21 protein-coding genes are annotated in these 21,828 nt (G+C 70.5%); 14 read left to right on the forward strand and 7 right to left on the reverse strand.

All coding sequences use genetic code 11. The features are described from left to right. Positions 1 to 636: 636 nt before the first annotated feature. The 8 genes from QSK31_RS02865 to QSK31_RS02900 all read left to right on the forward strand — a co-directional run bounded on the left by QSK31_RS02865 (position 637) and on the right by QSK31_RS02900 (position 10,178). Complete coding sequence (locus tag QSK31_RS02865; protein WP_285680639.1) at positions 637 to 1,464, forward strand: ABC transporter permease; 828 nt, start codon at positions 637 to 639, stop codon at positions 1,462 to 1,464. Continuing rightward, positions 1,457 to 2,257: an ABC transporter permease gene (locus tag QSK31_RS02870; protein ID WP_285680641.1), complete on the forward strand. Its 801-nt coding sequence runs from the start codon at positions 1,457 to 1,459 to the stop codon at positions 2,255 to 2,257. The genes QSK31_RS02865 and QSK31_RS02870 overlap by 8 nt, the downstream gene beginning before the upstream one ends. Beyond that, positions 2,254 to 3,222 (forward strand): ABC transporter ATP-binding protein, encoded by a 969-nt coding sequence (locus QSK31_RS02875; RefSeq protein WP_285680643.1) that lies wholly within the window; start codon positions 2,254 to 2,256, stop codon positions 3,220 to 3,222. Before QSK31_RS02870 ends, QSK31_RS02875 begins: the two co-directional genes overlap by 4 nt. Further along, a complete protein-coding gene (locus tag QSK31_RS02880) occupies positions 3,219 to 3,902 on the forward strand; it encodes an AzlC family ABC transporter permease (protein ID WP_285680644.1) in 684 nt (227 codons plus the stop codon). The genes QSK31_RS02875 and QSK31_RS02880 overlap by 4 nt, the downstream gene beginning before the upstream one ends. Continuing rightward, positions 3,902 to 4,210 carry an AzlD domain-containing protein gene (locus QSK31_RS02885; protein ID WP_285680646.1) on the forward strand — a complete coding sequence of 103 codons (309 nt, stop codon included), beginning with the start codon at positions 3,902 to 3,904 and terminating at the stop codon, positions 4,208 to 4,210. The genes QSK31_RS02880 and QSK31_RS02885 overlap by 1 nt, the downstream gene beginning before the upstream one ends. Positions 4,211 to 4,564: 354 nt before the next feature. Continuing rightward, complete coding sequence (locus tag QSK31_RS02890) at positions 4,565 to 6,433, forward strand: hypothetical protein (RefSeq protein ID WP_285680647.1); 1,869 nt, start codon at positions 4,565 to 4,567, stop codon at positions 6,431 to 6,433. Continuing rightward, positions 6,433 to 7,056, forward strand: a complete 624-nt coding sequence (locus QSK31_RS02895) for a hypothetical protein (RefSeq protein ID WP_285680649.1) — start codon at positions 6,433 to 6,435, stop codon at positions 7,054 to 7,056. The genes QSK31_RS02890 and QSK31_RS02895 overlap by 1 nt, the downstream gene beginning before the upstream one ends. 110 nt (positions 7,057 to 7,166) lie before the next feature. Beyond that, positions 7,167 to 10,178, forward strand: coding sequence for an ATP-binding protein (locus tag QSK31_RS02900; RefSeq protein ID WP_352244352.1), 3,012 nt, complete (start codon positions 7,167 to 7,169; stop codon positions 10,176 to 10,178). 5 nt (positions 10,179 to 10,183) lie between these two features. Here QSK31_RS02900 and QSK31_RS02905 read toward each other — a convergent pair whose 3' ends face one another. The 5 genes from QSK31_RS02905 to QSK31_RS02925 all read right to left on the reverse strand — a co-directional run bounded on the left by QSK31_RS02905 (position 10,184) and on the right by QSK31_RS02925 (position 15,102). Continuing rightward, on the reverse strand, positions 10,184 to 11,413 hold the full coding sequence (locus QSK31_RS02905) for a 5'-methylthioadenosine/S-adenosylhomocysteine nucleosidase family protein (protein ID WP_285680654.1): 1,230 nt from the start codon (positions 11,411 to 11,413) through the stop codon (positions 10,184 to 10,186). A 76-nt stretch (positions 11,414 to 11,489) separates the two neighbouring features. Next, positions 11,490 to 12,107 carry a DUF3043 domain-containing protein gene (locus tag QSK31_RS02910; RefSeq protein ID WP_285680656.1) on the reverse strand — a complete coding sequence of 206 codons (618 nt, stop codon included), beginning with the start codon at positions 12,105 to 12,107 and terminating at the stop codon, positions 11,490 to 11,492. Between the two features lie 71 nt (positions 12,108 to 12,178). Then, positions 12,179 to 13,534 (reverse strand): UDP-N-acetylglucosamine 1-carboxyvinyltransferase, encoded by a 1,356-nt coding sequence (murA, locus tag QSK31_RS02915; protein WP_352244353.1) that lies wholly within the window; start codon positions 13,532 to 13,534, stop codon positions 12,179 to 12,181. A 182-nt stretch (positions 13,535 to 13,716) separates the two neighbouring features. After that, on the reverse strand, positions 13,717 to 14,886 hold the full coding sequence (nadA, locus tag QSK31_RS02920; protein WP_502872887.1) for a quinolinate synthase NadA: 1,170 nt from the start codon (positions 14,884 to 14,886) through the stop codon (positions 13,717 to 13,719). Positions 14,887 to 14,949: 63 nt separating this feature from the next. Then, on the reverse strand, positions 14,950 to 15,102 hold the full coding sequence (locus QSK31_RS02925; protein ID WP_285680660.1) for a hypothetical protein: 153 nt from the start codon (positions 15,100 to 15,102) through the stop codon (positions 14,950 to 14,952). A gap of 49 nt (positions 15,103 to 15,151) precedes the next feature. Here QSK31_RS02925 and QSK31_RS02930 point away from each other — a divergent pair, with 49 nt between their 5' ends. The 4 genes from QSK31_RS02930 (at position 15,152) to QSK31_RS02945 (ending at position 18,431) form a co-directional block, all read left to right on the forward strand. Then, on the forward strand, positions 15,152 to 16,309 hold the full coding sequence (locus tag QSK31_RS02930; protein WP_285680662.1) for a glycerate kinase family protein: 1,158 nt from the start codon (positions 15,152 to 15,154) through the stop codon (positions 16,307 to 16,309). An 87-nt stretch (positions 16,310 to 16,396) separates the two neighbouring features. Then, positions 16,397 to 16,774, forward strand: a complete 378-nt coding sequence (erpA, locus tag QSK31_RS02935; RefSeq protein WP_285680664.1) for an iron-sulfur cluster insertion protein ErpA — start codon at positions 16,397 to 16,399, stop codon at positions 16,772 to 16,774. Between the two features lie 165 nt (positions 16,775 to 16,939). Continuing rightward, complete coding sequence (locus tag QSK31_RS02940; RefSeq protein WP_285680666.1) at positions 16,940 to 17,917, forward strand: carbohydrate kinase family protein; 978 nt, start codon at positions 16,940 to 16,942, stop codon at positions 17,915 to 17,917. A 7-nt stretch (positions 17,918 to 17,924) separates the two neighbouring features. Next, positions 17,925 to 18,431: a P-loop nucleotide/nucleoside kinase family protein gene (locus QSK31_RS02945; protein WP_285680667.1), complete on the forward strand. Its 507-nt coding sequence runs from the start codon at positions 17,925 to 17,927 to the stop codon at positions 18,429 to 18,431. Here the strand turns inward: QSK31_RS02945 and QSK31_RS02950 are convergent. After that, complete coding sequence (locus QSK31_RS02950; protein WP_285680670.1) at positions 18,421 to 18,633, reverse strand: sulfurtransferase TusA family protein; 213 nt, start codon at positions 18,631 to 18,633, stop codon at positions 18,421 to 18,423. The genes QSK31_RS02945 and QSK31_RS02950 overlap by 11 nt on opposite strands. Further along, positions 18,630 to 19,793, reverse strand: coding sequence for a cysteine desulfurase family protein (locus tag QSK31_RS02955; protein ID WP_285680672.1), 1,164 nt, complete (start codon positions 19,791 to 19,793; stop codon positions 18,630 to 18,632). Before QSK31_RS02955 ends, QSK31_RS02950 begins: the two co-directional genes overlap by 4 nt. A gap of 181 nt (positions 19,794 to 19,974) precedes the next feature. On the opposite strand from QSK31_RS02955, the gene ctaC reads away from it, so the two are divergent. Together ctaC and QSK31_RS02965 are read left to right on the forward strand one after the other, a co-directional pair. Next, on the forward strand, positions 19,975 to 20,913 hold the full coding sequence (ctaC, locus tag QSK31_RS02960) for an aa3-type cytochrome oxidase subunit II (protein WP_285680673.1): 939 nt from the start codon (positions 19,975 to 19,977) through the stop codon (positions 20,911 to 20,913). Positions 20,914 to 20,922: 9 nt separating this feature from the next. Then, on the forward strand, positions 20,923 to 21,348 hold the full coding sequence (locus QSK31_RS02965) for a cytochrome c oxidase subunit 4 (RefSeq protein ID WP_285680674.1): 426 nt from the start codon (positions 20,923 to 20,925) through the stop codon (positions 21,346 to 21,348). The last annotated feature ends 480 nt before the right edge of the window (positions 21,349 to 21,828 follow it).

The following is a 21,828-nucleotide window of genomic DNA, read 5'->3' on the forward strand; positions in this document are numbered from 1 at the left end:
GCTGGCCGTATTGCCCGGGAGGCGGCCCACCACGCCGAGGCGGTGAGGCGCCGCCCGGCCCGACAAGATCATTCCACTGCGGCCCCCGCGACTCGGGCCGCTGCTGACCCTCGGAGGCCGGCCGCGGACCCGGCACCGCCCGCCCGCCCGGGCGCTGCGAAGTCGCTCCCGGCGCCTGAGGCCCGACGGGATAAGGCGCCGCCGAGTGGGGCGCCGCGGGGTGGGACGAGGCCGAGTTCGGCCCGGCGATGTAAGGCGCGACGGACTGCGGCGACGCCGGGTGAGGCGCGGGGTAGGGCGCGGGAGATTGGGGCTCCGGCGGGTACGGCCCCGCCTCGTAGATCGGCGTGTGCACAGCCCGCCGCCGGCGCCCGGGGTCGCCCGGGTAGCGCTGCCCGGGCAGCGGCTCCCACTCCCAGGTGATCTCGTACAGCCAGGCCGGCTCGTCGTCCCAGCGGTCCGCGCCCAGGTGTGAGCTCCAGCCGTTCATCGGGCACCAGGCGGCTGGTGCACCGACGCATGGCGACGCTCTGTCACGGGCGTGCTCCACCTCGTCGGAAAAGCGCGGTGCCGAGCCGGGGCACCGAGGTACAGTCTCCCGGCTCCGCTGCGGGGGTATGAAAGGAGCGTATCGACGTGGACCGGCTCGACGCCAGGGAGGGCGTGGTCACGTTCGGTGCACTTGCTCGGTCGGGCTTCCGGCGCTGGTCCACCTATCGGCAAGCCACCATAGCCGGTGCCTTCACGAATGTGGTCTTCGGCTTCCTCCGGTGTTACGTGATTTTGGCCGTCGCCGCCGCCACGGCCGGTGGGCTCGCCGCCGGATATGACGCTGAGCAGCTGGCCACGTACGTCTGGGTGGGTCAGGGTTTGATCACCGTGGTGGGGATGTGGGGCTGGACGGAGCTGGCCGACCGGATCCGGACCGGTGAGGTGGCCGCCGACCTGTTGCGCCCGGTCCCGCCGGTGGTCAGTTACCTGGCGGCGGATCTGGGGCGGTTCGGGCACGCCATGCTGACCCGGTTCGTGCCGCCGATGGTGGTGGGCGCGATCTTCTTCCCGCTGTACGTGCCTCATCGCGCCGGCACGATCCCGCTGTTCCTGGTGTCGGTGGTGCTGGGGACGCTGGTCAGCTTCGCGGGGCGGTTCCTGGTGAACGCGACCGCCTACTGGCTGCACGACGCGCGCGGGCCGATCGGGCTCTGGACGCTGGCGTCGGGGGTGCTGGCGGGGCTGTACTTCCCGTTGCGGCTGCTGCCGGACTGGGCGGCGGTGCTGCTGTACGCGGCTCTGCCGTTCGCCGGCATGTTGCAGATCCCGGCGGACGTGCTGACCGAGCGGGACGGCCCGGCGCTGCAGGCCGGTCTGGTGGCGGTGCAGGCGGTGTGGGCGGCGGGGCTGTTGTTCGCCTGCGCCCGCGTCCAGAAGAGGGCCGAGAGCAAGCTGGTGGTTCAGGGTGGCTGATCTCCGGGCGTACGGCGCCTTGATCGGCGGGCAGTTCCGGTCGATCGCCTCGTACCGGGTGTCGTTCCTGGTGGAGATGTCCAGCAACGCGATGACGACGGCACTGGACATCACCACCGTGCTGGTGCTGTTCGGCGCGAACCGGTCGGTGGCCGGCTTCTCGCTGGCCGAGGCGCTGCTGGTGGCGAGCCTCTCGTCGCTGGGTTTCGCGCTGGCGGACATGCTCGTGGGCAACGTCGACCACCTCAAGACGTACGTGCGCAGCGGCCTGATGGACGTGATCCTGGTGCGCCCGCTGGGTTCCCTGTGGCAGTTGTTGTGCATGGATCTGCCGTTTCGCAAGGCGCTGCGCGTGGTCCTCGCCCTGGTCGTGCTGGGCGTGGCTATCCATCTGAACGACGTCGACTGGACGCCGGGCCGGGTGGCGTTGCTCGTGCTGAGCCCGCTGGCGGGGCTGGTGTTCTTCGGCGCGATCTTCGTGCTGAGCGCCAGCCTGGCCTTCTGGTGGGTGGATTCGGGCGAGCTGGGCAGCGCGTTCACCTACGGCGGGCGGGACTTCACGTCGTACCCGGTGCCGGTCTATGCGGGCTGGTTCCGCGCCGTCTTCGCGTACGCGCTGGGCTTTGGTTTTGTGGCCTATCAGCCGGCGCTGGCGCTGCTCGGCCGGACCGATCCCCTGGGCCTGCCCGCCTGGGCCGGCTATCTCTCACCGCTGGTCGCGCTCGTCGCGGCCGTCGTCGCCGCGCTGGTCTGGCGCGCCGGCGTCCGCCACTACCGGAGCACCGGATCATGACCGTCATCGAGATGCACGACCTCAAAAAAGATTTCACCGTACGGGTACGCGCGGGCCGGTTCCGCCGCCGAAAACGCACGGTGGCCGCCGTGGACGGCATCGACCTGACCGTGGACCGGGGCGAGATGGTCGGCTACATCGGCCCGAACGGCGCCGGGAAGTCCACGACGCTGAAGATGCTGACCGGCATCCTGACCCCGTCGGCGGGCACCGTCCGGGTGTGCGGCCTGACGCCGGTGCCACAGCGGACGAGGCTGGCCCGCCGCATCGGCGTGGTCTTCGGCCAGCGTTCCCAGCTGTGGTGGGATCTGCCGCTGCACGAGTCGTTCACGCTGCTCAGGCATATTTACCGGGTGCCCGCCGCCGACCACGCCGCCCGTCTCGCGCGGTGCCGCTCGCTGCTCGACCTGGACGACTTCCTGGACACGCCGGTGCGTCAGCTGTCGCTGGGCCAGCGGATGCGCGGCGAGATCACCGCGGCCCTGTTGCACGGCCCGGACGTGTTGTTCCTGGACGAGCCGACGATCGGCCTGGACGTGGTCAGCAAGCAGGCGGTGCGCGGTTTCCTGGCCGAGCTGGGCCAGGGCGGCGACGTGACGCTGATGCTGACGACGCACGACCTGGCCGACATCGAGCGCCTGTGCCGCCGCCTGGTCGTGATCGATCACGGTCACGTGGTGCACGACGGCACGATCGAGGCGCTGCACGCCCGGTACGGTTCCCGCCGCCGCCTGGTGGCCGACCTGGACGCCCCGCTGCCGGCGTCGTTCACGCTGGCCGGGGCGTCGCTGGTGGCCAGCGAGGCGGACGGTCACCGGGTGTCGTTCACGCTGGAGTCGACGACTGCCGCGGAGGCGGTGGCCGCGCTGATGGCGTCCGCGTCGGTCCGCGACCTGTCGCTGGTCGAGCCGGACATCGAGGATGTGGTCGCCCGCCTCTACGCCTCGCCCGGCGACACTTCATGACCAGCAGCCGGACGCCCGCCGACCGGCGCCTGCTGCGCGACGCGGCCGCGATCGCCGCCGCCATGGTCGCGGTCGGCGCCTCCTTCGGGGCCATCACCATCGCGTACGACCTGCCGACCTGGGTTCCGTTCGCCATGTCCACCCTGGTCTTCGCCGGCGGCGCCCAGTTCCTGGCGGTCGGGCTGATCGCGGCGGGCAACCCGGTGGCCGCGATCTTCGCCGGCCTGCTGCTGAACGCCCGCCACCTGCCGTTCGGCCTGACGGTTTCCGAGGTGATCGGCCCGCGCCTGCGGGACCGCCTGATCGGCAGCCACCTGATGACCGACGAGGTGGTCGCCTTCACCCTGGCCGAGCAGGACCCGTCCCGCCGCCGGCGCACCTACTGGCTGATCGGCGTCACGCTCTTCACCTTCTGGAACATCGGCACCCTGCTCGGCGTCCTCCTCGGCGGGGCGGCCGGCGACCCCGCCACGCTCGGCCTGGACGCCGCGTTTCCGGCGGGTCTGATCGCCCTGATCCTGCCGTCCCTGCGCGACCGGACCACCCGCCGCGTGGCCCTGTCCGGCGCCGCGATCGCCGTCCTGCTGACCCCCGTGGTCCCCGCCGGCCTCCCGGTCCTGTGCGCCCTGGCCGGCCTGGCCGCGGTCTTCCTGCCGTCGCGCCGCCGGAAGGACCCTTGATGCTGCTCGCGACGATCATCGTGCTGGCCGTCGGCACCTACCTGATCCGCCTGGGCGGCGTCCTGCTGCGCGACCGCGTCGAGTTCCCCGACTCGGTCCAGCGCCTGCTGCCGTTGGCGGCGACCGCCTTGCTGGCGGCGCTGGCGGTCACGGCGGCGCTGATGGAGGGCGCCGCGTTCGCGGGCGTGGCCCGACCGGCCGGCGTCCTGGTCGGCGTCCTCCTGGCTTGGCGCCGCCTGCCCTTCGTCGTGGTGGTCATCGCCGCGGCCGTGACGTCCGCCCTCCTCCGCCTGGCCGGCGTTCCCTGACCCCCGCCGACCATTCCTTCTGCGGATCTTCCGCAAACCTTCCGTTCACCGGTTCGAGTGGATCGCGCATTTATCCTTCCGCCCCGGCCCGATCCGTTCTGAACTGGTCAAACGTCATCTCGGTGAGTCGATCAACGATCATTGCCAGGCCTCATGAATGAGGCCTTCTTTCCATTTCTGCGAAGACGATCTGCTGGTGATCTCCATGTTGCCTCGGGTAGCCTTCGGACCATTGCCGATCAATGATCAATGGACGATGCGGCTTTTCTCTGCGGAATTCGAGGGCTTGAGAAGAGGCGATGGCGGGTGCGTGAACGGGAGTGGCTTTCCGGTGGGGGCTCTCGCTCGCAGCTCTTGGACGATCGCGACGGCTCTGCTCTCGGCGATCGTTTCGAGAGCGTCCTTCCCCGCGATCTCGGCATCCACAGCGCCATCCCGACTCCGACCGGCGACGACGAGCTGCCGAAGTACGTACCCCGCGACTTCGATCTCAAGCTCCGGCTGACCCTCGGTGCGAACCTCCCGGATCGCGGTGCCTTCGTCATCATGATCGGCGGTTCCTCCTCCGGTAAGACGCGGTCGCTCTATGAGGCGGTGCGCGAGAACTTCCCCGATTGGCGATTGCTGCTCCCGGCGGACGCGGCCGATCTTCTCCACCTCAAGAACGCTCCGCCGCGAAGGACCGTCTTCTGGCTGGACGAGCTCCAGCGTTACCTCGGCAGCAGCCCGCCGCTGACCGCCGAGTGTGTGCTGGCCCTGGAACGGAACGGCAACCTGGTGGTGGGGACGCTGTGGCCGGATCAGTACGCCCATTGGACGGCCACCGGCGAGGACGTTCAGAAGCTGGTGAAACGAGCCGTGTCCATCAGCGTCCCGGACAGGCTGAGCCCGACGGAGTTGACCGAGGCGGCCAAGGTCGCCAGGCGCGACGGCCGGATCCGCCGGGCCCTCGAGACGCGGGACGCCGGGATGACCCAGGTGCTCGCGGGCGGGCCGAGCCTGGTGATGTGCTGGGAGCAGGCGGCCACGCCGTACGCGAAGGCGATCATCACGGCCGCGGCCGACGCCCACCGCCTGGGCATGCAGTCACCCCTGAGCGTGGAACTGCTGACCGGCGCCATGTTCGGCTATCTGACCTCGCGCGAGCGGGTGGCTCCGACTGACCACTGGCTGGACGAGGCCATGCCGCACGCCACCCGGCCGCTCTACGGCAACGTGTCCGCGTTGTCCCCGGTCGACGCCGGCCGCGCCGGCACCCTCGGCGGCTACACCGTCGCCGACTACCTGGCCCAGCACCTGCGCCGGGTACGCCGTACCGAGCCCGTGCCCCACGAGGCCTGGCAGACGCTGGCGACGCGGCTGCGTAGCCCGGAGGACCTGCGCCGCCTGGCCGAGAGTGCCATCGCCCGCCTGCGGTACCGCTACGCCGAGGTCGCCCTGGACCGGCTCGCCCATGAGTTCGACGACAGCAAATCGGCGGTGGTGCTGGCCGACCTCCTGACTCGTCAGGACCGTCTGATCGAGGCGGTCCGGGTCCTGCGGCATCACGAGGCGGCCGGCCCGCTCGTCGCGACGAAACTGGCTCACCTCGCGAAGCTGCAGCAGCGGGTGGACGCCATCCGCCCGCCCTTCGTCCGCGGCCTCTCCGACGAGGTCGCCGAGCTGCTGGCCGACGTCGGCGTCTGCGACGACCTGAGGCGGGACGCGGACGACGGCGACGCGCTGGCGGCGGAACGCCTGATCGAGCTTCTCGCCGATCGCGGCTGCCTCCGCGAACTGCGCGATCGCGCCGATCGCGGCGAGCGGCTCGCGGCCGAGGCCCTGGCTGACATGTATGTGGACTGGGGCGACGAGGACCTGCTCATGGCCCGGGCTCGTGCCGGGGACGAGGCTGCCGAACTGCGTCTGCCCAAGCTGCGTCGTGTCTCGTCCCGCGGCGAGAACGCACGATTCGAGATCGGCGCGCTGCGGGAGAAGGCCGACGAGGGCAGCCTCCGGGCGGCACTGGACCTCTGCACGTTGTTCTTCGACCTGCGCGACGAGGAGAACCTCAAGGCGGAGCTGGACGCCGGCACCCCCAGCGCGGCCGCGAAGCTGATCGCCCTCTACACGGCACGCGAGCATCCGTCGCTGATCCACCTGCGGGCCTTCGGCCTGGAAGCGGACGGGCAACTCGTCACCCCCGAAACCCAACCCTTAGGCGTACGGCGAAAGGACTTTTGATGAGTGCCGACCTGACCCCGGCGGAATACGCGTTCCTGATCATCCTCGACGCGGAGGACCGCGAGCTCTCGAACAACGACATGGAGGAGCTCTACCAGGTCAGGCTGGTCGGAGCCCCCTACGCGAAGCTCAAGAAGGACGGATATGTGGTCTCGGAGCGGCGGGGCTGCTATCAGCACACCATCACCGCGGGAGGGAGGAAGGTTCTCGCCGCGAGTCTGAAGGTCGACGACGGCAGGGTCGAGAAGGGCGCACGGCGCTCGGCGGCGGAGAAGGTGCTGTGGGGCGCGCTGGTCGCCCAGCAGAACAGGTCCGGACGCATGCGACCCGACGACGGCCGTGCGGTGATCGAGGCGCCTGCCGATCTGACCGACCGGATCCGGGCCACCTACGCCACGCTGGCGGAGGAGCGGGGTGAGTGGGTGAACCTGACCGCGCTCCGGTCCTCACTCGACGACGTGCCGAAGGTGGATCTCGACGAGGCACTGGTCCGGATGCTCGATGCGCCGGACGTGCGACTCGAGCCGGAGAGCCATCGCCGCCGCATCGACGCGGCGGAACGAGAGGCGGCGATCGTGGTCGGCGGAGAGGCGCGGCACAAGCTGGCGATCGGCCTGCGATGACCGAGGAGGAGCGCAGGGCGCTGGCGGCGCTTCGATTCAGCTGGGCGCAGGCCCCTGATGACGTATGGCGGCGCTCACCTTTCCACGTCGACGGACTGCACGAGGCTGTCGTGCGAGATGTCCGCGGCAGCATCGCCGATGCCAGGGACAGTGCCGACGTCAGTCCGATCGGGCTTGTTCTGGAGGGCCGTCATGGCACGGGCAAGACCCACCTGCTCGGCTGGGTCCGCGAGCAGGCCCAGCAGCAGGGCGGCTACTTCTTCCTGATCGGGCTGCTCGACGAGCGGAACTTCTGGCAGGGCGTCCTGGTGTTCCTGCTGGACGGCCTGGCACGCGACACGGCGGGTGGTGAAACGCAGCTGGAGTTGCTGCTGCGACGCCTCTCGTCCCGGATCGGAGCTCCCCGGACCGCGCGGCGCGCGGTGATGGGTGACACCGAACTGACCCGGAGCGCGCTCGACGCGTTCGTCCAGGGTCTGACGGAGTTCGATCGGCACGTCGCCCTGCAGTGCCGGGACACCCTGCGCGCGCTGGCCTTGCGCTCGTCGGACGACGAGGACCATCAGGACATCGCCGAGAGCTACTTCGGCGGCGAGGAAGCGGTCGCGGCGGATCTCAAGGAGTGGGGGATCCGCAAGCGGCGCACGGCTCAGGAGCTCGTCCGGGACATCTCCTGGATCCTCGCGCTGACCGGCCCGACCGTCATCGCCTTCGACCAGATCGACACGGCTCTCGCTCAAGCCGCGGCACATGAGGACGACGTCAAATACTCCGAGGCCGGCGTCGTGGTGGACCTCGCGAACGGACTGACCGACCTTCGGGACATGACCCGCCGGACCGTGACCATGGTGACGCTGCTCTCGACCAACTGGTCGCTGATCGAGGATCACGCCACGGCGTCCTTCGCCCCGAGGTTCCGGCGCTGCATGGCGCTCCAGGGCATCCGAAATCCGCAGATCGCCCGCGCCCTCATCGAGAAGCGGTTCTCCGATCGCTTCGCGGCCGTGGACTTCACTCCGCCCTATCCGACCTGGCCGATCCGGGCGGAGGTCTTCGACGAGACCACTGACTACACACCCCGCAGGCTGCTCATCGACATCGACCGGCACATCCGGGCCTGTCTCGTCGACGGTGAAGTTCGCGAACTGAGGCGCCTCAGCGATGTGCCGAGCGAGGACCAGCAGATGACAGCCCCGCCGCCGCCGAAAATTCCGAAGGACGCGCTCGCCCGGATCGAGGCGAGGTTCGAGGAGCTGAAGCGAGGTGCGGACGTGACCTCACCGCTCGAGCGGGACTCGGAGGACACCACCTTCCCGGCCCTTCTCGCGGTGGGACTTCAGGCCTGGATCGCCGAACGCGGAGAGAACGGCGCGAAGTTCAGTGTCGACCCGCCGCCGAGCTCCAAACCGGATCTGCATGCCCGGTTGCGCCGAGACCTGGACGAGCGCACCGAGGAGGAGCGGGCGGCTTCGTCCGACCAGTCCCGGACGGAGGATCAGGCTCAATGGTCGTTCCGGGCGATCAGCGACACCCACCACGGCACGGCCGCCCTGCACCGGATGCGGCGTGCCCGTACCGCCGCCGGCCTGAACACCGACGTGGCGAAGCGCAAACTCTTCCTTCTCCGGAACGGCCCCTGGAGCCAGTCGGCCAAGACGCAGGAGGAGATCCGGAAGCTCAAGCAGGACGGCGGCGTCACTCTCGAGGTCACCAAGGATGATCTGCGTGTGCTGTCCGCCCTGCACGGGCTCCGTGCGGAGAACCCGGCCCAGCTTCAGGCCTGGCTGGTCCGCGAGCGCCCCACCGAGCAGATCGCCTTCTTCAAGGAGGCGCTGGCCGACGCCGAAGCGTGGACCGGGGAACCCGCCCGTATCGCCGAGACGGAGACGCCCTCGGACGAGATGGGCTTCACCATCGGCCGCGGCATCGAGAACGACGTACCGTCGTCGATCTCGCTGGAGGCGCTCCGCAAGCACGCCGCGATCTTCGCCGCGTCCGGGTCCGGCAAGACCGTGCTGTTGCGCCGCATCGTCGAGGAGTGCGCGCTGCAGGGCGTCTCGGCGATCGTGCTGGACCCCAACAACGATCTGGCCCGGCTGGGTGACAAGTGGCCGGCGCCGCCGACCGGATGGGGTGCGGGCGACGAAGCGCTCGCCGCGCGCTACGAGCATGAGGTCGAGGTGCTCACCTGGACGCCGCGGCGGGAGACCGGGCGGCCGCTCAGCTTTCAGCCGCTGCCCGACTTTCTGAGTGTGCGGGACGACCCGGACGAGTTCGGCGCGGCGGTCGAGGCTGCCGCCGCGGCGCTGGCGCCGCGGGCGAACCTGGTGGGCCGTACGCAGAAGGTCCTGCTCGGCACGGCCGTTCTGCGCAGGACGGTCGAGTTCTACGGGCGGGAGGGCGGCAGCGACCTGCGGGGACTCATCGCGCTGCTCAGCGATCTGCCGGACGGGATCAGCGAGCTGCGGGACGCCGCGAAGATCGCCGCGGATCTCGCCCAGACGCTCACCGCGGCGATGGACAACGATCCGATGTTCGGCGGGGACGGCTCGCCGATGGAGCCGGGGACGCTGCTGACCCCGTCGGCGGGGAAGCGGGCGCGGATCTCGGTGATCAGCTTCATCGGGTTGTCGCCGGAGGCCGCTCAGGGCTTCGTCAACCAGCTTCAGATGAGCCTCTTCGCGTGGATCAAGAAGCATCCCGCGCAGCACGGGCCGCTGCTCGGCCTGCTGGTCATGGACGAGGCGCAGAACTTCGCGCCGTCCGGCGGGATGACCGCGTGCACGCAGAGCACGCTCGCCCTGGCCTCCCAGGCGCGCAAGTACGGCCTCGGGCTGATCTTCGCCACCCAGGCGCCGAAGGGCCTGCACAATCGCATCCCGGGCAACGCCGCCACCCAGTTCTTCGGACGGTTGAGCGCTCCCGCCCAGATCGAGGCCGCCCGGGAGATGGCCAAGGTGAAGGGCGGCGACGTGCCGGACATCGGCAACCTCACCGCCGGCGTGTTCTACGTCGCCCTCGAGGGCGAGGCGCCGGTCAAGGTGCGTACGCCGATGAGCCTCAGCCATCACCCCAGCAGCCCGCTCACCGACGAGGAGGTGATGGCCCGCGCCCGGATCTGAGACCTTTATTCCGCGTACGGGCGGAGCAGGCCGGCCAGGTCGGGCCGGCCGATCTCGTCCAGTGCGCGCGGAAGGTCGCCGAGCCGGTCCCGGGCGGCCAGCCAGTCCCACAGTCCGCGCGGCTCGTCGCCGGAGCGGAACCGGCCCGTCTCGTGCGAGGGGACGCCGACGACGTCGGCCAGGTCCTGCCAGTCGTAGGTGAGCCGGCGGACGATCTCGAGCTTCACCATGCCGGGGATCAGCTGCGCCCGGGTGGACGGCCGGGGCGCCCTGGTCGCAGGGGTGAGCAGCCGGCCGAGCAGGGCGAAGAGCACCTCGGCGGACGCGCGCGCGGCGAAGGCTTTGAAGCGGTCGTCCTTGTCCAGGTCGGCGTGGTCCATCACGCCCTTGGCGACCAGCCAGTGCGGCACCCGCCGCTCGTGGGCGATGGTCGCGATGGTCGCGGCCTCCATCTCCAGGCCGAGGATCTTACGGGTGCTGACCTCGAGCCGGTCCCAGATCCGCGGGTCCGACATGACGGCGCCGCCGCTGGCCATCGGCCCGGCCGCCACCTTGAACGGCAGACGGCCGGGGCCGTCCACGGTGATGTAGAGGGAGCGTTTGACCTGGTCGCGGCCGGCCTCGGTGAGCACCAGCTGGGAGTCCTGCCAGGCGATGAGCCCGTCGGACTCCAGCCGCCCCAGCCGCGGGCTCCAGGTCGAGTGCGGGAAGTAGCGGTCCCGGGCCGGATGTTTCCGCGGGTTCTGACCCTTGTGGAGGCGTTCGAGGTACCAGACGGCGGCCTCCTCGTCGGAGGCGGAGCCGTGGCTGGGCAGGCCGGCCGGGTCGAAGTCCTGCACCGCGCGGACCCACCGGGTGTCCTGCGGGAACTGCTGGATGTCGGCCTTGAAGACGCCGCCGGGGGAGTGCTTGCCCTCGTCCCACTGGTATGCCGGTGCGGCGACGATCACGTCGCCGGGGGCGGTCTCGCGGGGGTTGCCCGCGCACACGCCGGACATCGCCAGGCAGGTGGGCCGCAGCTTGTCGGTCAGGGTGGTGACGATCGGGCTGGTGCTGCGCCCGCCCATCTGGGTGGGGCGGGCGAGGGCGACCGAGAGCCCGCGGTGAGTGGTGGTGACGTAGGGCGCGGCGCCACCCGCGTCGTGCCCGGTCCAGCCCGCCCCGCCGGCGACCGCCGCCGCGGCGTCGTACTCGTCCTTGAGCGCGGTGATGACGAGGACGTCGATCGTGGTCATGGGAGAAGGCTGCACCGTCGATCTACCGCCCGCCTACCGCGCCGGCGCGCCGTGCGGGAAGACGTCAACCGGTCGTTCAGACCTTGTCGCCGAGCGCCACGGCCGGCTTGGGCACGCGCATGCGGCGGAACGTCAGGCCGCGCATGATGCCGTACAGCGAGAGCGCGCCCAGTTTCTGCGACGTGTTCGGGAAACGCTCGCGGACCAGCGCCCGGACCTTGCGGGCGATCAGCCAGCTGTCGATGATCACGCCGACCGCGAGGATCGCCCACAGCAGGTTGGCGGCGATCTGCACGGCCTGCGGCATCCGGGTGGACGAGCCGATCAGCACGATGATCGCCCCGGCGAAGAAGTAGGTGCCGACCGTCCGGCGGCAGTCGACGATGTTGCGCACCAGGGCCCGCTCCGGACCCCGGTCGCGGGCCAGCAGGTAACGCTCGTCGCCGGCGCGCATGCCCGCCGAGGCCTCGGCCCGCTCCTCGCGCTGGTGCTCGCGCATCTTCTTGTACGCCTCGCGCCTGTTCTGCGGGGCCGGCTCGGAGACCCGCCGCTGGTTGCTCACCCGCTTGGGCGTCGCCTGACCCAGCTCCTTCTTGCTCGGCGTGTAGCTCTTGGGCCGGGCAGGCTCGACCTCCTCCACCGGCTCGGAGGCGGCGGGGATGTCTTCGGTCTTGCGACGAAACAGCGAGGGCACGACATGAAGGGTAACGAAGGGCGGCAGCTCGGCCTACACCGCGCTGCCGCCCTTGGCGAAACGGTCAGAGATCAGAGCCGCTCGACGTGTGCGCCCAGTGCCGCCAGCTTGTCCTCGAAGTGCTCGTACCCACGGTTGATCAGGTCGACGCCGTACACCTTCGACGTGCCCTCGGCGGCCAGCGCCGCGATCAGGTGGGCGAAGCCGGCCCGCAGGTCGGGGATGACCAGGTCGGCGGCGTGCAGCTTGGACGGGCCGGCGATCACCGCGGAGTGCTTGAAGTTGCGGCGGCCGAACCGGCACGGCGTACCGCCCAGGCAGTCGCGGTAGACCTGGACCGTGGCGCCCATGGCGTTGAGCGCGTCGGTGTAGCCGAGCCGCTGCTCGTACACGGTCTCGTGCACGATCGAGAGCCCGCGCGCCTGGGTCAGGGCGACCACCAGCGGCTGCTGCCAGTCGGTCATGAAGCCGGGGTGCACGTCGGTCTCCAGCGCCACGGCCTGCAGCTCGCCGCCGGGGTGCCAGAAGCGGATGCCGCCCTCGTGCGGGGTGACGCCGGGCCGGCCGACCCGCTCGTCGGTGATCTCGAACTCGCCGCCGATCGACCGGAAGACGTTCAGGAACGTCATCATGTCGGCCTGGCGTGCGCCGAGCACCTCGATCTCGCCGCGGGTGGCCAGCGCCGCCGCGGCCCAGCTGGCGGCCTCGATCCGGTCCGGGATCGGACGGTGGCTGTAGCCGTGCAGCTTGGGCACACCCTGGATCTCGATGACCCGGTCGGTGTGCACCGTGATGATCGCGCCCATCTTCTGCAGCACGCAGATCAGGTCGATGATCTCCGGCTCGATGGCCGCGTTGCGCAGCTCGGTGACACCCTCGGCGCGGACCGCGGTGAGCAGCACCTGCTCGGTGGCGCCCACGCTCGGGAAGGGCAGCTCCAGCTTGGCGCCGTGCAGGCCGTTGGGCGCACTCAGGTGCATGCCCTCCGGCTCCTTGTCGACGACCGCGCCGAACTCGCGCAGCGCCTGGATGTGGAAGTCGATCGGGCGGGGGCCGATGTGGCAGCCGCCCAGGTCGGGGATGAAGGCGTGGCCGAGCCGGTGCAGCAGGGGACCGCAGAGCAGGATCGGGATGCGGCTGGACCCGGCGTGCACGTTGATCTCGTCGGTGCTGGCCGTCTCGACGTGCGTCGGGTCCATCACCAGCTCGCCGTCGTCGGCGCCGTCGCTCACCTTGACGCCGTGCAGCTCGAGCAGGCCGCGCACGACCTCCACGTCACGGATGCCGGGAACGTCGTACAGGCGGCTCGGTGTCTCGCCCAGAAGGGCGGCCACCATGGCTTTGGAGACCAGGTTCTTGGCGCCACGGACCCGGATCTGTCCGTGCAGCGGCGCACCGCCGTGCACAGCCAAGACGTCGTCGGTCAACGGAACCTCCAGAGGGGGCGGGTGACCCGCCCGGCGGGTATGAGGGGCCCGGAGAGCATAGCCCTGCGTGATGCGGGCGGCAGTCACCACAAGCCGCGAGATGGCACGAATCCCTGATGATTAAGGCAACAGAAAGACACACCCGTGCGTACGGGTAACAGCGCCTTACTGTGGGTAATCGACTACGGGAGGGCCAGCATCTGGTCGAGCGCCACCCGCGCGTGGTGCGCGGTGTCCCCGTCGACCGTGATCTGGTTGGGCACCCGGCCGGCGACCAGCTCCTCCAGCGCCCACACCAGGTGGGGCAGGTCGATGCGGTTCATCGTGGAGCAGTAGCAGACCGCCCGGTCCAGGAACATGATCTGCTTGTCGGGGTGCGCGAGCGCCATCCGGCGTACCAGATTGAGCTCTGTCCCGACCGCCCAGGCCGAACCGGCCGGCGCGGCCTCGAGGGCCTTGATGATGTACTCGGTCGAGCCGACCTGGTCGGCCGCCCGGACCACCTCGTGCCGGCACTCCGGGTGGACCAGCACGTTGACGCCGGGTACGCGCTCGCGCACCTCCCGCACGCTCTCGATGGTGAAGCGCCCGTGCACCGAGCAGTGCCCGCGCCACAGGATCATCTTCGCGTCGCGCAGCTGCTCGGCGGTGAGCCCGCCGTTCGGCTTGTGCGGGTCGTAGAGCACGCAGTCGTCCAGCGTGAGGCCCATCTCCAGGACCGCCGTGTTGCGCCCGAGGTGCTGGTCGGGCAGGAAGAACACCTTGCTGCCCTGCTCGAAGGCCCAGTCCAGGGCCCGCTTGGCGTTGGACGAGGTGCACACCACGCCCTTGTTACGGCCGACGAAGCCCTTGATGTCGGCCGACGAGTTCATGTACGTCACCGGGACGATCTGATCGGCGATGCCCAGGTCCTCGAACTGTTCCCAGGCGGTCTCCACCTGCCCGAGCACCGCCATGTCGGCCATCGAGCAGCCGGCCGCCAGGTCGGGCAGCACGACCCGCTGGGCCGGAGAGGTCAGGATGTCGGCGCTCTCGGCCATGAAGTGCACGCCGCAGAAGACGATGAACTCCGCGTCCGGCCGGGCCGCCGCCTCCTTGGCCAGCTTGAACGAGTCGCCCGTGACGTCGGCGAACTGGATGACCTCGTCGCGCTGGTAGTGGTGACCGAGCACGAACACACGGGTGCCCAGCGCGGCCTTCGCGGCCCTGGCCCGCTCGACCAGGCCGGGGTCGCTGGGCGCGGGCAGGTCGCCCGGGCAGTCCACCCCGCGCTCGCTGGCGGGGTCGGTGCCCCGGCCGAGCAGCAGCAAGGCGGTGGCGGTGTTGGAAGGTTCAGTCCAGGTAGACGTCACGAGCCCCATGTTTGCACAGCGTCGTGGCTAGTTAACGGTGGTGTTCACCACGCTGTGCTGCTACTAGTAGCGCTTGCGGCCCTGGAGCTTGCTGAAGAGGCGGCGGGCGCGGGCCTGGTTCTCCGGCTTCGCCATCTGGTGCCGGCCCTGGTCGACGATCCGCTGACCCCGCGGGCTGCGGAGGAACATCTGCAGTCGCTGCATGAGAGTGGCCATGCCACCCACGGTGACACAGGTGGCTGTGCGTCGCCTGTACGGTCACTGCGTGCGCGTACTCATCTGCCCCGACAAATTCGCCGGCACCCTGTCCGCCCCCGCCGCCGCGGAAGCCGTCGCCGAGGGCTGGCGGGAGGCGAAGCCGGACGACGAGATGGTGCTGCGCCCGCTGGCCGACGGCGGTCCCGGCTTCGTCGAGGTGCTCGCCGCCGCGATCGAAGGGTCCCGCCGGCTGCCCGTACGCACGGTCGACCCGCTGGGCCGCCCGGTGCCGGGTGAGGTGCTGCTGGCCGGGACCACGGCGTACGTGGAAAGCGCCCAGGCGTGCGGCCTGCACCTGCTGACCAGCGAGGAGCGCGACCCCGGCCGCACCACCTCGTACGGCCTGGGCCTGCTGATCGCGGCCGCCGCCGAGGCCGGCGCGACCGAGGTCATCGTGGGCCTGGGCGGTTCCGCCACCAACGACGGCGGCGCGGGGATGCTCGCCGCGCTCGGCGCCGGCCCGATCGACGTGGCCGGGTACGCCCTCCCGTACGGCGGCGGCCCGCTCACCAGCGCGGACAAACTGGCCGGAACCCCTACGCTCCGCCCGATCTCCCTGATCGCCGCCACCGACGTCGACAACCCGCTGACCGGCCTGCACGGCGCCAGCAGTGTCTTCGGCCCGCAGAAGGGCGCCTCCCGGGAGGACGTGCTCCGCCTGGACGCCGCGCTGGAGCACTTCGCCGGCGTCCTCGAACGTGACCTGGGCGTCACCGGCCTGACCACGGCCCCGGGCGGCGGCGCCGCGGGCGGGCTGGGCGCCGCGCTCCTCGCCCTGGGCGGCCGGGTCGTGTCCGGCATCGCGCTGATCACCGAGGCGATCGGCCTGGAGGCCGAGCTCGACCGCGCCGACCTGGTGATCACCGGCGAGGGCTCGTTCGACCACCAGAGCCTGCGCGGCAAGGTGGCCGCCGGCGTGGCGAACGGCGCCCGGGACCGCGGCCTGGCGTGCGTGGTGGTGGCCGGCCGGGTGGAGACCGGGATGCGTGAGGCGGCCGCGGCGGGCGTGACCGAGACGCATTCCCTGGTCGACCACTTCGGCAGCACCGAGCAGGCCTTGGCCGAACCCGTCCGGGGGTTGCGTGAGATCGGCGCCCGCCTGGCGGGACAATGGAGCCGCACATCCGCCGACCCCGCCCCCACCCGAAACTCGACTAAAGCGTGATCCGGGTCTCCCGGATTGGGAATCACCGGCAACGGGGCTAGCGTTGCTGATTAACGGCATAACCGTCCGCAAGCTGGGAGATCCGCAGTGACCACTGAAGCGCACACCGAGTCGACCGAGGCCACCACGGCCGCCGCGCCGACTGGCGTCATCCTGACCGACGTTGCCGCTGTCAAGGTCAAGGCCCTCATCGAGCAGGAAGGGCGCGACGACCTGCGCCTGCGCATCGCCGTTCAGCCTGGTGGCTGTTCCGGCCTGCGTTACCAGCTCTTCTTCGACGAGCGTTCGCTCGACGGCGACGTCGTCACCGACTTCGACGGCGTTGGCGTCGTGGTCGACCGGATGAGCTCGCCGTACCTGGCCGGCGCGAAGATCGACTTCGCCGACCGGATCGACGCTCAGGGCTTCACGATCGACAACCCCAACGCGCAGAACTCCTGCGCCTGCGGTGACAGCTTCCACTGATCTTCGTACGACGCCGGCCGCTCTCCATCTTGTTTCTGATGGAGATGGCGCGGCCTGTGTTGTGATGCCGGCCGCTCTCCACTCTCTTGGAGGGCGGCCTGTGTTGTCTGTGGTGTGCCGGTAGGCTCGTCGGGCAACCCCCCGTTCACTACATCGAGGGCCGACATGAAGATCGCCGTTACCGGCTCGATCGCCACCGACCACCTGATGCACTTCCCCGGTCGTTTCACCGAGTCCCTGATCGCCGACCAGCTGCACAAGGTGTCGCTGTCGTTCCTGGTCGACGACCTGGTGGTGCGCCGCGGCGGGGTGGCACCCAACATCGCCTTCGGCATGGGCCTGCTCGGCCTCACGCCGATCCTCGTGGGCGCGGTCGGCGCCGACTTCGCCGACTACCGGTCGTGGCTCGAGCGGCACGGCGTGGACTGCGGCTCGGTGCACATCAGCGAGGTCGCCCACACCGCGCGGTTCGTCTGCACGACCGACGACGACCTCAACCAGATCGCCTCGTTCTACGCGGGCGCGATGTCCGAGGCCCGCAACATCGAGCTCGGGCCGGTCGACGCCCGTGCCGGCGGGCTCGACCTGGTGCTGATCAGCGCGAACGACCCGGCCGCGATGCTGCGCCACTCGCAGGAGTGCCGCGACCGCGGGCTGAGGTTCGCCGCCGACCCGTCGCAGCAGCTCGCCCGCATGGAGGGCAGCGACGTGATGGCCCTCATCCAGGGCGCCGAGTTCCTGCTCACCAACGAGTACGAGCGGTCGATGCTGGAGACCAAGGCCGGTCTGACCAGCGACCAGGTGCTCGACCAGGTCAAGATCCGGGTCACCACGCTGGGCAAGGACGGCGTCGAGATCACCGGCCACGGCATCGACCGGATCCACGTTCCGGTCGCCCGCGACGTGATCGCGACCGACCCGACCGGTGTCGGCGACGGCTTCCGGGCCGGCTTCTTCGCCGCCGTCGGCTGGGGGCTGGGCCTGGAGCGCTCCGCGCAGGTGGGTTCGCTGGTGGCGGCCCTGGTGCTGGAGACAGCCGGTGGCCAGGAGTACGAGGTGAAGGGCGACGACTTCGCCAAGCGCTTCGCCGACTCGTACGGCGCCGAGGCCGCCGCCGAGATCAAGCCGCACCTGCCGGCCTGAGACCACGATGTCCGTGCTGGCGGTGTTCGCCGGGCTGCCCGGGGTCGGCAAGAGCACGCTCGCCGCGCGGGTCGCGGCCGCTCTGCCGGCCGTGGTGCTGCCCGTGGACACCGTCGACTTCACCCTCCAGCGCTACCAGGTCAGCGAGCAGCGGCCCGGGTTCGCTGCGTACGGGGTGGTGGCGGCACTGGCCGAGGAACAGCTCCGGACCGGGCACAGCGTGATCGTCGACGCGGTGAACCCGGTCCGGGCCGCCCGCCAGCTCTGGGTCGACCTGTCCGAGCGGCTGTCCGTGCCGCTGCGCGTGGTCGAGGTGATGTGCGGGGACGCCGCCGAGCATCGCCGCCGGGTGGAGGCCCGGTTCGCGACGCGTGACCACGACGGCATCCCCGACTGGGTGCGGGTGCTGGAGCGGCAGGCCGAGTACGAGCCCTATCTGGGACCGCGCCTGGTCGTGGACACCTTCCTGGCCGCGGAGCCGGTTCCGCCCGTCGTCGCGTACCTCAATCCTTGATCTTGCGCACCTCAAACGCGTGACCGGATTGCCCTAGAAACTCCTGGCCCTTCAGGCGGCACCAGGCGGGGATGTCGTTGGCGGCGGCCGGGTCGTCTGCCAGCACCCGGAAGACCTCGCCGACCGGCGCCGACCGCGCGGCCTTGGCCAGCTCGATCACCGGGATCGGACAACGGCGGCCCAGGCAGTCGATCTCGGTCACATCCCCGCCTCCGCCCGGATCCCGGTGACCAGCCCCGGCAGCACCGCCAGGAACTGGTCCACCTCCTCCGCGGTCGTGCCCCGGTGCAGCGACACCCGCACGTTCCCGTGGCTGAGCACGCCCATCGCCTCCAGCACGTGGCTCGGCTGCAGCGTGGACGCCGTGCACGAGGAGCCGGACGACACCGCGAACCCGGCCCGGTCCAGCGCGTGCAGCAGCGCCTCGCCGTCCACGTACAGGCAGGAGAACGTCACCAGGTGCGGCAGCCGGTTCTCCGGATCGCCCACCACCTCGACGTCCGGCACCGACCGGGCCACCTCCGCACGGATCCGCTCGACCAGCGCGGACAGCCGCTTGGCCTCGGTGTCCTCCTCGTCCAGCACGGCGCGCAGAGAAGCCGCGGCCGCGACGATGGCCGGGATGTCCGCCGCGCCCCGCGGCTGCGGGCGAAAAAGATCATCACCGGGGTACGGGGAACGCCAGCGAACCCCCTTGCGGACCACGAGCAGCCCCACCCCCGGCGGGCCACCCCACTTGTGCGCGCTGGCGGTGAGCAACGACCAACCCTCCGGCACCGGGGCGCGGCCGAGCGTCTGGGCCGCGTCCACCAGCAGCGGAACCCCGGCCTCCTTGCAGTACGCGCCGGCCACCTCGACCGGCTGCACCGTCCCGACCTCGTGGCTGGCGCTGATCAACGAGGCGAGCGCGACCCCCGGCGCGGACACCGCCGCGTCCCACGCCTCCAGGTCCAGCCGTCCGAGCAGATCCACACCCACCGACGTGGCATCGCCCTGCTGGGCGGCGACATGCTGGGCGGCGATGTGCAGGACCGCCGAATGCTCGATCGCCGAGTGGACCAGCGTGGCGCCCGCCCGCTGCCGCCCGGCCAGGCCGCCCAGGACCCCGGCGTGCAGCGCGGCCGTACCCGACGGCCAGAAGGAGAGCTCGTCCGGTCGTACCTCGAGACTCTCGGCGACGGCGGCCTGAGCCGCCTCCAGAAGCCGGCGTGCCCGCCGCCCGCTCGCGTAGAGCCGGTCCGGGTCCGCCCATCCGTCGTCCAGGGCGGCATGCCAGGCCTCGCGTGCCACAGGGTGCAGGGGAGCTGCGGTGGCGGCGTCGAAGTACGACGCCGCACCGGCCGGATCGGCGGAGTTTTTCACCTGGGAAACGGTATCGTCCGGTTGTTGAAGGCAGGCGTCCGGCGCGTGTCCGGAGTCGTGAAGATCGGACCCCGCAACGGATCGGTAGGGCCTGGTCGAGTAATGTGCGACCGTCGGTAACGCCTGGGCGTCGGTGTCCGGTTCGGCAACGGGACGGCGCTGCATAGGAGGCTTGGAGCACGTGGGCGTAAAGAGTAGGACCGCTCGGCCACGGGCCACCCGGATCGCCGGGCTCGGCGCCGTCGCGGCGGGGCTGCTGGCGCTGCTGTCCGGCTGCTCGCTGGAGGATGTCGGCGGCGCTTTCGGCCACTTCGGCTGGCCGGGACCGGGCGTCAGCCTGCAGGCCCACAAGATGTACGACCTGTGGATCGCCTCGGTGATCGCCGCACTGGTCGTCGGCATCTTCGTGTGGGGCCTGATCTTCTGGTGCATCATCCGGTACCGCAAGCGCGGCGACGAGCTGCCCGTGCAGACCCGGTTCAACATGCCGATGGAGGTCCTCTACACGGTCACGCCGGTGCTGATCGTGGCGGTGCTCTTCTACTACACCGCGATCGTGCAGACCGACGTCGACAAGCTCTCGCGTAACCCCGACCAGGTCGTCGAGGTCGTCGCCTTCAAGTGGAACTGGCAGTTCAACTACCGCGACGGCGTGGGCAAGGACGCCGGCACGGTGACCTCCACGCTGGGCTCGGACGACCAGATCCCGCTGCTCGTGCTCCCGACCGACCGCACCATCCGGTTCGAGGAGACCAGCCCGGACGTCATCCACTCGTTCTGGGTGCCCGAGCTGCTTTTCAAGCGGGACGTGTTCCCCGGCAACGTGCGCAACCAGTTCGAGGTCACCCTCGACAAGGAGGGCCGTTACGTCGGCCACTGCGCCGAGCTGTGCGGCACCTACCACGCGTTCATGAACTTCGAGATGGTCGTGGTCTCGCCGCAGCGCTTCGACCAGTTCCTGCAGGCCAAGAAGGACGGCGCGGACACCGCGGCGGCGATGCAGGCGATCGGCTTCGCCGGTGACGAGCGGTACGCCGTGACCACCAAGCCGTTCGACACCCGCCGGCACGGCCAGAGCTGGAACCAGTCCGGCCAGACGCAGATCACCGCGGGAAAGTAAGGACCTGAGTTGAAGACCGAATACAAGATCTTCGCCGGCGTCGCAGCCTTCCTGTTCGCCGCGGCGACCGTCTACGGCATCTGGACCAACGGTGCCAGCGGCGGCGTCGAGTGGATCGGCACGGTCGCGCTGATCCTGTCCGGCCTGCTCTGCTCGATGTGCGGCGGCTTCTTCTGGTTCGTCTCCCGGCGCATCGACCTGCGCCCCGAGGACCGCGAGGACGGCGAGATCGCCGACGGCGCGGGCGAGATCGGCTTCTTCAGCCCCGGCAGCTACTGGCCGTTCGGCTTGGCGCTGTCGGCCTCGATCGCCGGCCTCGGCCTGGTGTTCTGGATGTGGTGGCTGATCGCGCTGGGCCTGATCCTGGTGATCACGTCGGCGTGCGGCCTGCTCTTCGAGTACTACTCCGGAACCCGGCACCCCGCCGAGCACTGAGCTCTGACGTAGACGGAAGCCCGCGCTCACCGAGCGCGGGCTTCCGCTTTTCGGTCGCTGTTGCCAGGCGCGTGTTGCGGTCGTTGGGCGTCCGCGTCCGCGTCGCGGTCTCGGGGGCGGTCTCTCGCATTACCGCGGCGGACCTCTCGCCTGGCGAGGTCACCGCGGCTGCTCCAGCTGGGCGCGAGGTCACCGCGGCTGCTCCAGCTGGGCGCGAGGTCACTGCGGCCGCCGACGCTGGGCTGGGGAGTAAAGGTCAAGGGATGCCAGGCGCCCGGGGTGCCGACTAACCCTCGCTGCCGTGCCTTGCTGCCGTGCCTTGCTGCCGCGAGTGGTAGATCCATTGAAACGTGGTAGTTCCTGGCGGCATCTGGGCCGAAATACCGCTAGGACCTACCACCGCTGCGGAAAGTGGTAGCGCAAGGCGGCATCAGTGGCCCGGATACCGCCAGGGTCTACCACTGCACGGCAACGGCCGCG

This window comes from Actinoplanes sp. NBRC 103695, from assembly GCF_030269485.1.
GTDB lineage: Bacteria > Actinomycetota > Actinomycetes > Mycobacteriales > Micromonosporaceae > Actinoplanes.

Bases quoted from the DNA above. Each gene is read 5' to 3' on its own strand.
- QSK31_RS02945 (WP_285680667.1), top strand. From the start codon at position 17,925: ATGTCCGTGCTGGCGGTGTTCGCCGGGCTGCCCGGGGTCGGCAAGAGC.
- QSK31_RS02925 (WP_285680660.1), bottom strand. From the start codon at position 15,102: ATGGCCACTCTCATGCAGCGACTGCAGATGTTCCTCCGCAGCCCGCGG.
- QSK31_RS02875 (WP_285680643.1), top strand. From the start codon at position 2,254: ATGACCGTCATCGAGATGCACGACCTCAAAAAAGATTTCACCGTACGG.
- QSK31_RS02885 (WP_285680646.1), top strand. From the start codon at position 3,902: ATGCTGCTCGCGACGATCATCGTGCTGGCCGTCGGCACCTACCTGATC.
- QSK31_RS02895 (WP_285680649.1), top strand. From the start codon at position 6,433: ATGAGTGCCGACCTGACCCCGGCGGAATACGCGTTCCTGATCATCCTC.
- QSK31_RS02940 (WP_285680666.1), top strand. From the start codon at position 16,940: ATGAAGATCGCCGTTACCGGCTCGATCGCCACCGACCACCTGATGCAC.
- QSK31_RS02880 (WP_285680644.1), top strand. From the start codon at position 3,219: ATGACCAGCAGCCGGACGCCCGCCGACCGGCGCCTGCTGCGCGACGCG.
- QSK31_RS02905 (WP_285680654.1), bottom strand. From the start codon at position 11,413: ATGACCACGATCGACGTCCTCGTCATCACCGCGCTCAAGGACGAGTAC.